The sequence below is a fragment of the Candidatus Saccharibacteria bacterium genome (assembly GCA_016699955.1).
In the GTDB taxonomy this organism is placed as follows: domain Bacteria; phylum Patescibacteriota; class Saccharimonadia; order Saccharimonadales; family UBA4665; genus JAGXIT01.
The window spans coordinates 526,623-541,441 of the sequence record CP064993.1; the positions used below are offsets into that span (position 1 = coordinate 526,623).

General features: G+C 48.1%; 14 protein-coding genes. 11 read left to right on the top strand and 3 right to left on the bottom strand.

Annotation, left to right across the window (positions count from 1 at the left end; all coding sequences use genetic code 11):
• Positions 1-151 precede the first annotated feature (151 nt).
• The gene (locus tag IPL85_02725) at positions 152-811 is read left to right on the top strand and encodes a hypothetical protein (protein QQS20336.1); all 660 of its coding nucleotides are present in this window, start codon (positions 152-154) and stop codon (positions 809-811) included.
• A 5-nt stretch (positions 812-816) separates the two neighbouring features.
• On the opposite strand, the gene IPL85_02730 is transcribed toward IPL85_02725, so the two are convergent.
• Positions 817-1,467, bottom strand: coding sequence for a Crp/Fnr family transcriptional regulator (locus IPL85_02730; protein ID QQS20337.1), 651 nt, complete (start codon positions 1,465-1,467; stop codon positions 817-819).
• Positions 1,468-1,665: 198 nt separating this feature from the next.
• On the opposite strand from IPL85_02730, the gene IPL85_02735 reads away from it, so the two are divergent.
• On the top strand, positions 1,666-2,289 hold the full coding sequence (locus IPL85_02735; protein QQS20338.1) for a PH domain-containing protein: 624 nt from the start codon (positions 1,666-1,668) through the stop codon (positions 2,287-2,289).
• A 72-nt stretch (positions 2,290-2,361) separates the two neighbouring features.
• Positions 2,362-4,086, top strand: coding sequence for a serine hydrolase (locus IPL85_02740; protein QQS20339.1), 1,725 nt, complete (start codon positions 2,362-2,364; stop codon positions 4,084-4,086).
• 95 nt (positions 4,087-4,181) lie between these two features.
• On the opposite strand, the gene ychF is transcribed toward IPL85_02740, so the two are convergent.
• Positions 4,182-5,276 carry a redox-regulated ATPase YchF gene (ychF, locus tag IPL85_02745; GenBank protein QQS20340.1) on the bottom strand — a complete coding sequence of 365 codons (1,095 nt, stop codon included), beginning with the start codon at positions 5,274-5,276 and terminating at the stop codon, positions 4,182-4,184.
• A gap of 113 nt (positions 5,277-5,389) precedes the next feature.
• On the opposite strand from ychF, the gene IPL85_02750 reads away from it, so the two are divergent.
• Entirely contained in the window at positions 5,390-6,544 is a 1,155-nt protein-coding gene (locus tag IPL85_02750; protein ID QQS20341.1) for a hypothetical protein, read from the top strand.
• Positions 6,545-6,701: 157 nt separating this feature from the next.
• On the opposite strand, the gene IPL85_02755 is transcribed toward IPL85_02750, so the two are convergent.
• Positions 6,702-7,988 (bottom strand): hypothetical protein, encoded by a 1,287-nt coding sequence (locus IPL85_02755; GenBank protein QQS20342.1) that lies wholly within the window; start codon positions 7,986-7,988, stop codon positions 6,702-6,704.
• 108 nt (positions 7,989-8,096) lie between these two features.
• Between IPL85_02755 and IPL85_02760 the strand changes: the two genes are divergently transcribed.
• The 7 genes from IPL85_02760 to IPL85_02790 all read left to right on the top strand — a co-directional run bounded on the left by IPL85_02760 (position 8,097) and on the right by IPL85_02790 (position 14,817).
• Positions 8,097-8,372 (top strand): hypothetical protein, encoded by a 276-nt coding sequence (locus IPL85_02760; GenBank protein ID QQS20343.1) that lies wholly within the window; start codon positions 8,097-8,099, stop codon positions 8,370-8,372.
• Entirely contained in the window at positions 8,369-8,635 is a 267-nt protein-coding gene (locus IPL85_02765) for a type II toxin-antitoxin system mRNA interferase toxin, RelE/StbE family (protein QQS20344.1), read from the top strand. Before IPL85_02760 ends, IPL85_02765 begins: the two co-directional genes overlap by 4 nt.
• Before the next feature lie 602 nt (positions 8,636-9,237).
• Entirely contained in the window at positions 9,238-9,777 is a 540-nt protein-coding gene (locus tag IPL85_02770) for an NUDIX domain-containing protein (protein ID QQS20345.1), read from the top strand.
• Between the two features lie 206 nt (positions 9,778-9,983).
• Positions 9,984-10,601: a hypothetical protein gene (locus tag IPL85_02775; GenBank protein QQS20346.1), complete on the top strand. Its 618-nt coding sequence runs from the start codon at positions 9,984-9,986 to the stop codon at positions 10,599-10,601.
• Positions 10,598-12,952 (top strand): hypothetical protein, encoded by a 2,355-nt coding sequence (locus IPL85_02780; protein ID QQS20347.1) that lies wholly within the window; start codon positions 10,598-10,600, stop codon positions 12,950-12,952. The genes IPL85_02775 and IPL85_02780 overlap by 4 nt, the downstream gene beginning before the upstream one ends.
• Positions 12,953-13,030: 78 nt before the next feature.
• On the top strand, positions 13,031-14,071 hold the full coding sequence (pilM, locus tag IPL85_02785; protein QQS20348.1) for a type IV pilus assembly protein PilM: 1,041 nt from the start codon (positions 13,031-13,033) through the stop codon (positions 14,069-14,071).
• Positions 14,071-14,817 (top strand): hypothetical protein, encoded by a 747-nt coding sequence (locus tag IPL85_02790; protein ID QQS20349.1) that lies wholly within the window; start codon positions 14,071-14,073, stop codon positions 14,815-14,817. The genes pilM and IPL85_02790 overlap by 1 nt, the downstream gene beginning before the upstream one ends.
• The last annotated feature ends 2 nt before the right edge of the window (positions 14,818-14,819 follow it).

Here is a 14,819-nt window from a genome sequence, read left to right on the forward strand (position 1 = left end):
CACCACTGTTAGAGGCTTCAGATGTTAGGCGAGCAAGAGCGAAGTCTTTTAGCTAGGAACCTTTTGTTATCACGCTAGCCCAGCTGAAAAATGGCGGCGATGGATGGATTGTTCCTTCGCTCTTGCCTCACTTGCTTGTACAATAGTGCTTATGTATTATTTTCCAAATCGCACGGTTGCCGGTGGCTTAATTGTCGATCAGCTCGAGAAAAAATACCGCTACCAAGATTGCGCGGTGATTGCCCTAAGCGACGGGGCAGTTGTAGTAGGCGCGGAAATAGCTAAACGGCTGCACTGCGTTATAAACATGCTCCTCTCATCTGCAATACAGCTACCGCGTGAAGTTGAGGCTTTGGCGTCCATAGACAACTTTGGTGGGGTGACGTATAACGACATGTTTAGCCCTGGGGAACTAGAAGAGATTAAGAGCGAGTACTTTAACTATATTGAGCAGCAAAAACTACAAAAGCTTTTTGAAATGAACGAGCTCCTTGGCCAAGGTGGTGTTTTAGACACAAGGTTCCTTCACAACAGGGTGGTTATTGTTGTGTCAGACGGCTTGAGTAATGGTTTTTCAATGCGAGCAGCCTACGAATTTTTAAAACCAGTAAAAACGAAGAAAGTAATCATGGTGTCTCCGTTTGCAAGTGTGGCGGCAGTCGACCAGATGCATATGCTTGCAGACGAAATTGTTTGCCTGAACGTTATCGAAGACATTATATCTATAGACCACTATTATGATGACAATTCGCTGCCCGCGCACGAAGCAGTTATTCGCATACTTGAAGACATAGTCCTACACTGGGTATAGCCGGTTTATTGTATAAAATCTTCGAGTGCAGGAATGTCTAAAAGGATAATTTTTGATTGTTCACTTGTAATAAAACCTTTTCGCTCAAGCTCTGAAAGTGTGCGACTTGTTGTTTCCCGGGTTGCGCTGATGGAACTTGCAATGTCCTGATGCCGGAGCGGCGCATCTATGCGGGTGCCTTTTTCGGTTTTCACGCCAAAACGATCCGCCATACCCAGCAAGAATGACGCGAGGCGCTCGCGCACTGTACGGTACTCAAGAGTCATAATACGTTCGCCGTGCAAACGGAACATGTCTGCAAGAATGCTCACAACCGGAACGGCAGTTTCAGGGTGCGAGTGCAGGTGTTCAATAAAGGTATCTCGGCTTATTAGCCAAACGGTTGTCGGGGCAAGTGCAGTATATATAATTTCTCGTTCCCGGTGGGAAAGTGCCCAGGTAAGCCCAAGTAGCTCTCCGGACTGGCGGATGATAAGCAGGTTTTCTTCACCGTACTTAGTAATGTCATAAGCTTTTACTAGGCCGCTCTCAATGTAAAATACCCCACGAGGAGAACCGCCTGGTCGTACAAGGAACTCACCTTTGGAATATTCCTGCCTGGTACCGGTATGAAATAAATCAACCAATGCCGTCAGCTGTGCATCATCGGCTAACATGCGTACATTATCCCATAGTGTGCTACACCTGTCCACAAATGAGCTCAAAGTGCGAAATGTATACTTGTTCTGCCAGTGTGATAAATATCTCAGTCATATTGTGATGAAGCATACTGCATGCCAGCCGTCACTCCGGCATAATAGAGTCCACACAGGGAATTACCGGTCAACAGACTGAGACTCTCTAGGGAGGCAGATATGGTTAGTATGAAACATATCACCAATCAATTACGACAAATTGGATGTGACTACGCAGTGTGGGGCAGGAGCGAAATCCGTGAGCTGACCAATATCCTCATGGACGATGAAAAGATTTTACAGGCTGTCAACGGCTATTATGATGGCGGGTTTGCCATGCTGTGTGTCACGAACTACCGTGTGCTTATTGTTGACAAAAAACCTTTGGCGCTGACCGTAGAAGATTTACGCTACGACATGATTGCAGAAGTCGATTTCAGTTCTCGCATATTTACGTCAGTGATGCACATATTTACACCCATGCGGACACTCATTTTTACGAGCTGGAGTATGAGCAAACTTCGCGCTAGTATGAACTATGTTCAGCAACGTGTCATGGAGCTGCGCAACAACGACTATCTCATGAATCAGTTCATGCAGCAAAAGCAGCAACCAACACCGAAGTTTCTTTCCGGCAAGCGTTGGCAGCGCCAGACTGTGCCGCAAATGGTGCCCACTTCTGCTGCCAGCACGCAGCCAGCAGCAGACTTCGATACCTACCGCCCGGCTGTAAAACCGCTTGTGAACCCTTACACAAAAGTTCCGCTTTTGACTCGTCGCCGCAAATACCCCAGTTTTTACTAGTCAACGCGAACTCGGCGTGGGCCACTCTAACCTGAACATAAAGCGTAAGTTTGCTATACTGTCATAAGCAGTATGAAACAGAGACTAAAGAAGTTGCCAATGTTTATGAAACGGTATGCCGTTCGGCACCCAAAGCCGGTGTATGTGGTGGGTGGTGTTTTGCTGGCAGTGATAGTAGCGCAGTTTGCGTATCCTTCGAGCCGTGTGTTACCTTTCGTTCGGCTCAACGGCACAAGGGTAGGGGCGCAGTCGGAGAAACAAATAACTCAAATGCTCATAGATACATATAGCAATGTGCCCCTGACTCTCCATGTCGACGGACCCGCAAAAGACCAGTCACGAAAGACTACCATTGCACCCGCTGGGCTGGAGCCAGATATTGATCGAACGCTTCGTGAGCTGAAGGCATACCCGTGGTGGCAGCGAGTGATTCCGTTTAGCGGGCTCGTAAAGGGCATGACAAAGAACCAGTCCGTTCCAGTAACTTTTGACGAACAGCGTTTTAAAGAATATGCGAACAGTGAGCTGGCAGCATGCCGAGTTGAGCCGAAAAATGCCGGCGTAACTGTGCGAAGTGGCAGTGTTGTACTCGACGCAGCCAAAGACGGTCAAGCCTGCACACAAGAGGCACTGCGAAAAGAATTGAAACGTCTTTCACTTGAGTCAAAAGGAGTGGATGCGTATGTAGAAGCCGATACAATTAAGCCTGTGCGGTCGGATAAAGATGTTGCGACCAAGTTGAAAGAAGCGCAAGTGCTTACCGAACGCAAACTGTCGCTCCAGCTTATTGACACGGAGTACCGAGTAGAAAAGGCAACCATTGCAGCCTGGCTGGTAATATCTGAAGATACTAAAGACAAAAAGAAGTTGACGGTCGATTTCGACACCAAGCCTATTCGGGACTATCTGACGGAAATGCAGAAAAAGATATATATTACGCCTGGCATCACCACGGTTAGGACGGCTGATGGTGTCGAAACTGGTCGCAGTGAAGGAACTTCTGGGCGGGGATTAAACTTTACAACTACGGCAGATGCGCTAAAGAAGCAATTACTAGGCGGAGATGGTGTGGTGAGTGCAGAGATAATTACCCTCCAGCCCCGCGTCGCGTACCAGCGTACGTATTCGGCAACGCGGGCTGGTTTGCAGGCACTTGTCAACGACATCGCAAAAGACAAAGGCGACTACGCAATTACGGTTCGGCTAAGTGACGGATCGGCCGTGAGTGCAAACGGTACGAAGCGGTATCATCCGGCAAGTACGTACAAAATGTATGTGGCCTACAGTTTTTTGAAGCGAATAGAGAACGGCAGTATTAAGTGGGATGACGCGGCGACAGCAGGGAAAAACATGAGCCAATGCTTCGACATGATGATCATAAATTCCGACAATACCTGTGCCGAGTGGCTGGGTGATAAGATTGGCTGGGCAAACATTCAGCACGAAGTGCGCGCGCTCGGCTTGAGCAACACAAGTACCATAAGAGGTGCCATGTATTCGACTACAGATGACGAAACGCTGTTTCTTCATAAACTACAATATGGAAATATTCTCGGTGATGCTGAACGCGCGCGCCTGCTTGACGTTATGAAGCGGCAGGTATACCGGCAAGGGATTCCGGCGGGCACCATGGTAACGGTGGCAGATAAAGTCGGGTTTATCGATGGTAAGCTGCATGATGCGGCAATTGTGTATGGCAGTAAAACATACATGCTGACGATTATGTCGCAGGGAAGCACGTGGGCGCAGATTGCCGATGCAGCGCGGCAAATCAATGAGCAATTGAATAGGATGTAGGGGTTGTTTTCTATGAGGCAACAGAGCTCGCCCCGCTTCTACCAACGTGGTTCCTGTGGTCGCAGGCATAGCTGCCCCGCCGTTGACGGGATGAATTACTTACTGACGTTGAATTTGAACTCGACAACGTCGTCAGGTTGCATTATGTAAGTTTTGCCTTCGGTACGGAGTTTGCCAGCAGCACGGGCGGTGGCAAGGGAACCGGCGTCGACGAGATCAGGATAGCTTACGACATCAGCGGCAATGAAGCCGCGCTCAAAGTCTCCGTGAATTACGCCAGCTGCTTGTGGGGCGGTGGCGCCTCGCGGAATAGTCCAGGCGCGGACTTCCTTGTCGCCGGCAGTTAGGTAGCTTTGCAACCCGAGTGTTTTGTAAGCGGTGTGGATGAGCTGTACTAGGCCGCTTTCGTGTACGCCGTAACTTTCGAGTAATTCGGTTCGATCGGCTGCGTCGAGGCTGCGGAGCTCATCTTCCAGCTTAGCGCAGACGAACAGTGCCGGGGCAGGGGAAACGAGTGATTTTACCCGGGATTGCATTTCTGTATCTGTGAGCTTTACTTCATCAAGATTGAACAAGTAAAGTATTGGTTTCAAAGTTAGCAGTTGCAGCTCCTGCTGCAGCCAGCCGCGTGATTCATTGTTTATGATTTCAGGTTCGCCCCACAAAGGTCGTCCTTCATCCAAAACAGCCTTCACTTGTTCTACAAACTCAACCAGCGACTTTAGCTTCGCATTTGCTTTTGCTTCTTTTTCGAGGCGTGGCAAGCGGTTTGTAACGGTTTGCAGATCTGCCAGTACCAGCTCGGTGTTAATGACGTCAATATCTTTGGCGGTGTCATGAGCATCGTCTACGTGGATTACGTTGCTGTCGTCGAAAGCACGAACCACCTGGACAATTGCGCTGCAAGTGCGAATGTGAGCGAGAAACTGGTTGCCGAGACCTTCGCCCTTGCTTGCACCTGCAACCAGTCCGGCGATATCTACGAATGTGACGGTAGCAGGTTTGACAGGGGCGTCGTGGTACAGCTTACTCAGTGTCGTTAAGCGTTCATCTGGCACTGGCACAATGCCGGTGTTTGGCTCGATGGTCGCAAACGGGTAATTTGCTGCAAGAATGTTGCTGTCGGTGAGCGCATTAAACAGTGTTGATTTCCCAACATTCGGCAACCCAACAATACCTATACTTAACATCTAACCCAATCAGTCTTTTCCATCTGTTAATCATAACATATTCAGTTAATAACATACTTGCAAAATAATAAAACTTATGCTATTATGTAATCTGTTAAGTACTAATAAAAATTATGTTCGAAATTACCCCTAAACCATTAGAAGTAATTCAAGCTCAAATGGCTACTTTTGCTGCGGAGCGGGTTGAGCATCATAAAGACAGTGGACATATATTTATTAACCTCGGCAACCTTGCGCTAGGTGAAGCGGGAGATGTTACACGAGTTACTACCTCTGCTGAAGATCATCAGGGTCTGGACGGCAACAATAAGCTACGAGTTCCAGTCGGTACTGAATGGACTGTCGCAACAGCAGTCGAGTATACGGATTTCTTGCGTTCAGTAGGTGGCTCACGATACAAAGCGATTCAAGGTCGTGCTGAAATGCTGAAAGGATATAGCCGTTTTGAGCGTACTATCGCAACACTTAGAGCCGAATTATCAGAGCTTGCAACTCGTAAAGAACACCCTAATTTCTTAGGTAACGGTTCAAACGCAACAGTTTTTTCAATTATCGAAGGCGATAAGTCATACGCTGTTCGTGTGCCGAACGGCAAGGAGATTAGTCCAGGAGCTATAGATAGTCATCTTGCGGGTGCTGTTCTTGGCAAGGGTATTCCGCACCTAGAGCAAATAGTCGCTGCGTCATATAAAGACGGAGTTACTGTAGCCGAAGTAATGCCAGGCAGAGAAGTTGGTCATCTTACTGTGGATGAAATTAAAGGCGTAACTGATGAACAACTTGTGGAGCTTGTAGATACTCTGGTGGCTGTAAGTGATCAAGGAATTGAAATTGACCCTAAGCCCTCTAACATTTTTTATGACCCCAAAGAAGGCTACGGCATAGTGGACTACCACTCTTCAAAAGTTGCAGGAAAGGAGTCCGCTGACCAAGACCTGGGCACCATAGTTGGCTGGATGGCAACATTCATTGGTAGCGCTGGCTTTTACGGTAAGCAGCCTAATTACGATAAAACTACCGAGGAAGATGCTCACGATTTAGAGTTTATAAAAGCCAACTTAGATGTAATGATGCGTTACCGTTCTATTGTTGAACAGAAACTTACAGGCGAAACTCAACAAACAGCTCTAAAACAAATAGATAAAAAGTTACAGAGTGCGCAAGAATCAGTAGTGAACTATTCTACCCTGATTGGTGCTCAAGGCCACGAATGGAAGCTGCAACGACACGAACAAGCTAAAAAACCAGCCACTGACGACTGGCTATAACTCTAGATACGGTTTACAACTTAGCCCAACTGTAACTCTTTTTGGCCTTCGGCAACTAGTTTGTCAAGTATTACGCCCACCCCTATCAGACGGTGGCATGGTCAGTTTTAGTTCAAAAGGTAGTTGGGTTATAAAGTCATCATGCCAATTTGTAAGCTCATAAAAAGGTCCCTTTCCAGAGTTTCGCGGCAACTGGTTGGCGGAGACGAAAGTAACTAGGTGGCTTACTAATTTCATTGGTGAAATCCACGCCAAATTCCATAAAATCGCTGACTTCTTGTGCGATATCAAGCGGCTCGACGAATCGGACCTCCAGTATCGGTAAGTAGCTTACCAGCGGGCTTAAAAACAGGTTATGGAAAGTATTTTGCAGGTCGTAGAGAGCCATGTGCTGCAAAAATTCGTCTCTGTCTAGCGGCTCAATGTAGCGCTCTCCGGGGGCATTCATTATTTGCATGGCAGCGTCCATCGGCATTGCTTGATTGTGTATTCGTTTAATGAGTATCTCAAATATTTCGTCGGATGTTTGCCATTCAGTAGCGGCTTTTTCAAAGATTTCTTGCCACAATGTTATCCATTCGGGCACTTCAAAAGCCTTTTTGAGTACCACATTGCGCTCGCGCCATGCAAGTAGGCTGTAAAGCCATAATTCTCTGGTAACTGAAGGCAATGTACCATCCGGAGCTTGCTTCTTGACATACTTGAGACATTGGTTGTACGAATAATCATGAGGAAAATACTGACTTTTATCATGACCTTCTGCTAAATCGAGCATCAGGGGCGAACGTTCCAAACTTTCTTGACCCACCATCATTCGAATTTGTTTGTATGGATCCTGGTGCCGCGAGGGACTTTTGAATAAGCGTATAAGGATTTGTTCACCCTTGGTTAGCCGTACTTTTCTGCCGATTAGTTCGCCGTCTACTAAGTCGGCGGGGGCTACAGTTTCGTCAGGCAGAAAATCTTCGATCACTGTGTAGTAATAGCGCTCGAAAAGCCGGTGCACGTTGTTGATGACCGGTTTCCAGGATTTCAAGGGATAGTTATCTAGTATCTCGTACAGTTCGGCTTGAAACTTGCCCTGAATAGTCATGAGCAAGTCGGAAATTTTCGTCCATTGATTGCCGGTTGCTACTTTGCCTTTGTTGGTTGACCGCTGTTTTGCTGCTTGTTGCTCAGGCGTGTCTCCACTTAGGGCTTTTCGGGGCGTCTGGTTCCAGAACCGCATATATAGGTCGACAAACTCCTTGGCTTGTTTTTTGGTCGCTTCACTGAGCCAGTTCTCAAGCTGCTCGGATGGCATAATTACCTTATCCAAAAATAAATCATTGCCAACTTTGTTCAAATCTAGATCCTGACACGAAGGAATATGCAAGGCAATCGCGGTGATATTTGTGTGAAGTTGCCGCCACTCTTTGTCCGGTTTAAATTTCAATTTTGTCATACGACTTATTGTAACAGAGGTGTTTGTTACTGAAAACCTAGACTTTCAATGGTTGTCGCAATTTCTAGTTTTGCATAATGCATCGTTCTGTACTACAATGTAGACATTATGAATAGCGCAGCTTTAACCATCAGAACCGATCCTAAGACCAAGAAGACCATAGCAGATTTTGCTGCCTCGGTTGGTTTGTCTACCAGCGCTTTTGCGACTGCCATATTGTTACAGGCGGTACGTGAGCAGCGAGTACTGTTAACCCCAGCCCTTGAACCGACCCCTTACTTAGAGGAAACTATGCGTAAGGCCAAGGTAGATCGCAAGGCGGGTCGTAACTACACGACAGTAACCAATAAAGCGGAATTAGAAGTCTTCTTCAAGTCCATATGATAACTATCAAGCTGCATAAGGACTTCGTCAAACAGGTGGCGAACTTGAAGCCAGCCCAAAAAAAACGGCTTCAGGCAGCTATGGAGCTTTTTCAAGAGCATCCGGGACATCCTAATCTGTATAATCACCCATTAACCGGCGAATGGAACGGCTACCGATCGATTGCTTTTGGTGGAGATTGGCGAGCGCACTTTGAGCTGACTGACGATGATACGATAGCGTGGTTCGTGGCTTGTGGCACCCATAACCAGCTCTATAAGTAGTTTATCGCCAGTGTTAATGTGTTAACTTTGCTAATCAACCGTTACCTCGGCAACTAATTAGTCAGAGTAGCCGCGTTCACCGCTATCAGTCGGTGGCATCGTCAGTTTTAGTTCAAAAGGTAGTTGGGTTATACAGTTATCAAGCCTATTGCTAAACTCGGCTTAAGAACAAATCCGGACTGCTATTAGCCCATAAAATATAAATAACGGACAGCCATGGCCCGTCGTATATCCTAAAAGCATGGTAAATGGCTCAAAGAACAAGACAGTGTGACAAAGCAATACTCACACCAGCGAACCAGACGAGCCTACTTCAGCCTAGTCAGAAACCTGCCTTACTTGTTCACGTACCAAGCAGATTACCTACAGGAATACACGACAGAAACTGGCAAGAAAGTAGCCAATACTACTAGCCCATTAGACGGTAGATTTGGTGTTTGGAAGGACAAGCTAATACCACATCGAGGCTGCTCGAAACAACGTACTATTACGATGCTTTGTAGTTTCTTCTCTGGGAGAACAGATTAGAGGAGCAGTCCAGATTTGTTCTTAAGCCCTAAACTCATACATCGGCATTGTAAGGGGGGTGGTAGAATGGTGTTATGAGTGACGACGAAATAGTGGATGTCGTAAATGAGCAGGGAATTGTTCAGCGCCAGGTTTTGAAGACGCAGGCGCATGAGCATGGGTGGTTGCATAAAACGGTCATCGGCTGCTTGCGGTATGGTGATGATTTTGCGCTTGTCCAGCAAGCAGCTGACCGCCAAGATGCTGGGCAATGGGTGAACCCCGTCGGAGGGCACGTGCAGGCTGGGGAATCCAACGATGCCGCGCTGCTGCGGGAGTGCGAGGAGGAAATCGGCACGCGTAACGTAACGCATACGTTGCTTGGCGTGGCTCGGTTCCACCGCCAAGTGATTGGGCGGGATGAAAACCACTTGTTTTATGTCTACGAAATCCGAACCGCCGACAAGATTATGCTTGGCTCAGAGGCGGTTGCTATACATACATTTTCTGTTCGCGAGCTCATACGGCTATGCGAAGAAGGGTCTGACATGCTCGGAGACGCCTACTACTTCGTCGTTGAGCGGTTTTTTCCGGAACTGTTACCAAAGGCATATGTGCCGAGGTTTTCGCCCTAACCAGCATTATCAGCACAGATTATTCAGTGTTCACTTCCTCCACCTTCCCTAAAACTCGCCCACAGGCTCGCTGACTTCGCTCATTGCGTCAAAAAGTAAGGAAAATCGGTGGTACCTACACGTATGTCGAGTTTATAACAGGGGTAGGTTTCCGCCAGGGTATATATATTATTCACATGATGCTTGTGGTTTGGTATAGTTAGCATATGATAAAAAATAACAATGCAGAACGGGGCTCTACGCAGTCCGATGAGAGCGCAGTAGTGATTGACACACATACGGCAAAGAGAAAACTTCGGGGAAAAAAGCGACCGCTGTTTGTCATAGCATGTTTCATTGTGGTTGCAGCCATAGCAGTAGGTGGTTATTTCCTGCTTGGGCGTCAAAAGACAGGCGACGATAAAAAAAATAAGCCTCTCATTAGCGCAAATACTGTTCGCGAAACAACCGGCGGCACGCATGAGGTGCAGGATAGAGCAGAAGATTTGTGGCTAGCTGGTAAAAATGCCGAAGCGCAAAAACTGCTAGATGATGCCATTGCCAAATCGACCGACAAGGTGGCAAAAGGCAGCCTTTACGAGATGAAAGCCAAGCTTGCAGTCGATTCAAAAACCGCACTTGAGTACGCCGAAAAAGCCGAGAGCATACAGCCTACCGCCGGTTCCGCTCGGCTCGCGGCACAGCATGCGGAAACGCTGGGAAATAAGGTTCTCGCCTCCAGCTACTACGAAAAACTGCTCAACAGACTGTCTCCGGAACAGCGCGAGCTTGCCGGACCTGGCATACGACAAAAAATAGCGACACTACGAGGTACACCGCAATGACTAAAGGTATATCAGCAACAAACACTGCTCGCCTGGCGGGCTTATTCCTAGGAGCCGTGCTGCTGGCTAGCTTCTTCTTTGGTGCAAAAGCGTTTGCTGCCTATGGCCGTACCAATATGTATGGCTACTTTCACAACAGATACTTAGCTGCAACTTGCTCTGGGGGGACGTGTAACTACGGCCAGGTTATCAGCTGCGGGCTACTTGCAAATACAAGTTACTGCACAACAGAGTCGGGTATACCTGCTACTGCTTTAGCGGTTGGTGCCAGCGATAAAGAGGCCTACATAACATTTATCGAGAACACTTATTATGCGGGGGGGAGAGACGGCGTGGGGGCAGCGTTTGTCATTCAAACAATGCGTGGTGTAAGCGCAGTGGCTGGAAACCCGATAGCATTTCCCTCGGCTGCTGACATTCAAGACTGGAAAAACCGCATTCGTAACCCAAACATATCTATGTCGTACTCCCCGAGTACGCCGTTTAACCTTAACAGCGGGTACCAGAAGTTCGTGGCAGAGCCTGATGACGCTTTTTGGCCAGACTCAGGAAATGCTTCGGCATATGTATTTCGTAATAACGCTATAGCCGGTGCGCCGGTAGTGTATATGCTCAAGGTAAACTGCGGTAACCCTATAGGTGATTTACCGGGGCTGCCTGCTGCAGCGGTTGATTTGTGCGTCAATATAGCCGGTGACCAAATATCGGTGCCTCCTGGTATGGTGCGTGACGCGGCCGGTAATTGCTATGTTCCTGACGCACCCCCAAGCATTAACGTCGACAGGGTAGACTGTGCTACCAACACTATATCTGGTACAGCCAGTGACCCAGATTGGGGGGGAGAGATTCAGGTTCATGTGTATGTTGGCGGTCCGTACGGCAGCGGAGCACCCGGTTGGATAGTTACGACAGTGGGGCACCGGTTTACTTTCAATGACTCTGATGCCGCCGGGATGGCTACGGCTGGACATACTTACTATATATACGCCATAGGTGTCAATGCGTCGGGTACTAATAACGGAACGTCCACGGCATACAACGGGGGTGCTCCGGTAAGCATGGGACCGTGTAATTCGGCGCAGTGTGTGTTGCCGTCGAATTTCCCAGCTACAATGGGCGTGGGCGAAACGTACTACTTGAAGCCTCAAATCCTACTCACTTATGCATGGGCAATGCCGCCGTACACAACAGGGGCAACGGGAAGCGATTATAACCCAACCATGCATGTACGAATACGCAACGATTCAACGGGCGTAGTGGTGTATGATCAAGACGTTAAATACGATGCTGGTTCTCCTGTGGCTGGGCGTCTTTTGACAGCAAACCCAACCGGAACGGTCGGCGACCCTGGAATTGGATTTACGCCATTAACCGCGGGCCGATATGGTCTGGCGTGGTCGCTACGAGGAGCCGTGAGCGTTAACTGTGACGGTAGCGGTGCTGGTGGCGGCGGTGGCGGCGGTGACGGAGACGAAGAACACGCTGACGCAGGCTATCGACCATACTTTGAGGTTGTCGGCGGAGATATTCTGTCTGGTGGCGACATACGTACTTGGAATCGTGATAATTCTGGAGGAGTGGGATACGGCGGTGGCGGAACGAGCCTAGCGGCGATAGCTACGGGCAATATCCAAAACTTTGTAACTGGCAAAGGACTTCCTGGCGGTGCAGCGACGCGAGGGGGCAGTGGCTTGGCGTTTGCCAATTCGACAGCGAGCGGTACGACTTATGGCGGTGGTTTTACAGTTTCTGCGTTTACGCCCGTGGTATCCGGCACAACTTCGAACTGGGCAAGCAGCACGCTGAATCTTGGAGATCCGTTACTAGCAGACAACGCAACCTACTCACACGCCGGTGACCTAACGATTACGGGCCAGTTACCGACAGGCAAAAATATAACGGTTGTATTGACAAGCGGAAGCGCAATTATTGCCGGCAACACTACCTACGGTGCATATGCTAGCCCCGCAGAAATACCACGGCTGACACTCGTTGTCCAAAGCGGCGACATATTTGTCGGCAGTGGTGTAACGGAGATGCACGGTGTTTACAGCGCAAGCGGTAACTTCTATAGCTGTGCATCTGGGACGACACCGTACGATTTGGCAGCCGTAGGAGCCTATGCCACCTGTCGCAATAAACTTACTGTACACGGAGCAGTGGCCGCCAACAGGCTTATTCTGAGTCGTACGTACGGTTCCTTGGTGGCCGTGCCAGCTGCCGGTATACCCGCCAGCTCCGCCGAAGAATTTTTCTACAGCCCCGAGCTGTGGCTTGCAGAAGGTGGGAATACGGCCGCCGGTAGCAATGTTAGGTACGATTCATACGTTAGCTTGCCGCCAGTGCTTTAGACATATTAAGGAGTAATGTGTGGAAAAAATAAAAATGCTTGCTCTATCTCATAACGCTCATGCTATAATCGAAGCAACATGAGTATATTGAGTGGGGTATCATCTTTCTTCGGGCTCGACATTGGGACAACAGGCATCCGCATTGTTGAGCTTCGCGGTTCTGGTCCAACGAGAAGCCTGGTTAAGTATGCATACGTCCCGATAGACGTAAAGCTGGCTCAGAGTGATAGTAAGGCTGACCAGCAGAAACTTGCACAGGTTCTCTCGAACCTCATATCTGAAGCTCGGCTATCGACTCGTAACGTCGCCGTTGGCCTACCAAGCAGTAAAGTCTTTACCACCGTTACAGATTTTGATCGTTTACCGCAAGCTGAAATGGGCAAGGCCATACGCTACCAGGCTGAGTCGCTCATACCAACTCCTCCGGCAGAAAGTAAAATCGATTGGGCAGTCACAGGTGACTCGCTAAAGGACAAAACGAAAGTTGAAATACTGCTAAGCAGTGTCAGTAACGGATACGTAGAACAACGACTGGATATGATTGAGTCAATTGGTCTCAACGTCATTGCCTTTGAGCCTGACAACCTTGCTATATCTCGGGCACTGGTTCCGGCCGGAACCGTAGCGCCACAACTAGTACTTGACATGGGTCAGCTCAGCACCGACCTAGTTATTACCATGGGTGAGGCGCCTCGTCTGACACGGTCTATCCCAACAGGCGTCGAGGCGGTTGTTCGTTCCGCCACGCAAAATCTCAACATAGACGAGAAACAAGCACAACAATTTGTTTATAAGTTTGGCGTCAGTAAGGACAAGCTTGAGGGGCAGGTGTACCAAGCAATCATCGGTACCATAGACCTTCTGGTGAGTGAAATTGACAAGTCAGTTAAGTTTTTTCAAGCCCGGTACCCAGAGGTTCCGATTGAACGCATGATTGTAACCGGTGGCGCGTCAACCATACCAGAATTCCCGCTTTATCTTGCAAATAAGTTTGGTGTCAATGTAGAAATTGGTAATGCTTGGAGAAACGTAGCATTTGCCGCAGATCGGCAAAATGAGCTTCTGGCTGTTTCAAATCTGTTTGGCGTAGCCGTAGGCTTGGCGGAGAGGAACGAGTAATGGTTCAGTTTAATCTACTACCCGATATTAAGCTTGAGTTTGTTAAGGCTCGCCGCACAAAATACCTTATGATTGTTACGTCGCTTCTGGTTGGCGGAATAGCTATTTCTGTCTTTATCTTTGCGTTTTTGTTCGTGAATGTCGTACAAAAAAACACCCTCAGCGATTTACAGAAAGACATTAAGCAGTACAGCAATGATTTGAAAAATGAGAAAAACCTAGACAAAATCTTAACCGTTCAAAATCAGCTGGGTGCGCTAACTAACTTACACCAGAAGAAACCGGTTGCAAGTCGGCTCTTTAGTTACCTAACACAAATTACCCCAGATCAAGCCAGCTTGACAAAGCTGACTGTAGATTTTTCGCAGACAACCATGTCAATCGGCGGCAAGGCACCGACACTCGACGCGGTTAGTGTATATACGGACACGCTAAAAGCAACCACGTACAAAATAGGTCCTGACGTTGCTCCAAAGTCCTTAAGCGACGTTTGTCCAAATATTGAAGGCGACCAAACAAGTGTTCCCGCACGGATGATGATTGATAAAGACTTCAACTGTGTTAGCGCGCCGAAAGCGTTTAGTACTGTTGTTTTGGAGAAATTTGGTCGTGACGATAAGGGCGCAACATTTAACATTACATTCAAATATAACCCAGACATTTTTGACGACACAAAAGCGGTGCAGCTCCTCGTACCTTCGGGTATACAGACTAACCAGGCAAACTTATTTGAGGTTGGAGTATAACT

Excerpts from the sequence above, each read along its gene's own strand:
- IPL85_02725 (QQS20336.1), top strand. The coding sequence starts at position 152 with ATGTATTATTTTCCAAATCGCACGGTTGCCGGTGGCTTAATTGTCGAT.
- IPL85_02730 (QQS20337.1), bottom strand. The coding sequence starts at position 1,467 with ATGTTAGCCGATGATGCACAGCTGACGGCATTGGTTGATTTATTTCAT.
- IPL85_02735 (QQS20338.1), top strand. The coding sequence starts at position 1,666 with ATGGTTAGTATGAAACATATCACCAATCAATTACGACAAATTGGATGT.
- IPL85_02740 (QQS20339.1), top strand. The coding sequence starts at position 2,362 with ATGAAACAGAGACTAAAGAAGTTGCCAATGTTTATGAAACGGTATGCC.
- ychF (QQS20340.1), bottom strand. The coding sequence starts at position 5,276 with ATGTTAAGTATAGGTATTGTTGGGTTGCCGAATGTTGGGAAATCAACA.
- IPL85_02750 (QQS20341.1), top strand. The coding sequence starts at position 5,390 with ATGTTCGAAATTACCCCTAAACCATTAGAAGTAATTCAAGCTCAAATG.
- IPL85_02755 (QQS20342.1), bottom strand. The coding sequence starts at position 7,988 with ATGACAAAATTGAAATTTAAACCGGACAAAGAGTGGCGGCAACTTCAC.
- IPL85_02760 (QQS20343.1), top strand. The coding sequence starts at position 8,097 with ATGAATAGCGCAGCTTTAACCATCAGAACCGATCCTAAGACCAAGAAG.
- IPL85_02765 (QQS20344.1), top strand. The coding sequence starts at position 8,369 with ATGATAACTATCAAGCTGCATAAGGACTTCGTCAAACAGGTGGCGAAC.
- IPL85_02770 (QQS20345.1), top strand. The coding sequence starts at position 9,238 with ATGAGTGACGACGAAATAGTGGATGTCGTAAATGAGCAGGGAATTGTT.
- IPL85_02775 (QQS20346.1), top strand. The coding sequence starts at position 9,984 with ATGATAAAAAATAACAATGCAGAACGGGGCTCTACGCAGTCCGATGAG.
- IPL85_02780 (QQS20347.1), top strand. The coding sequence starts at position 10,598 with ATGACTAAAGGTATATCAGCAACAAACACTGCTCGCCTGGCGGGCTTA.
- pilM (QQS20348.1), top strand. The coding sequence starts at position 13,031 with ATGAGTATATTGAGTGGGGTATCATCTTTCTTCGGGCTCGACATTGGG.
- IPL85_02790 (QQS20349.1), top strand. The coding sequence starts at position 14,071 with ATGGTTCAGTTTAATCTACTACCCGATATTAAGCTTGAGTTTGTTAAG.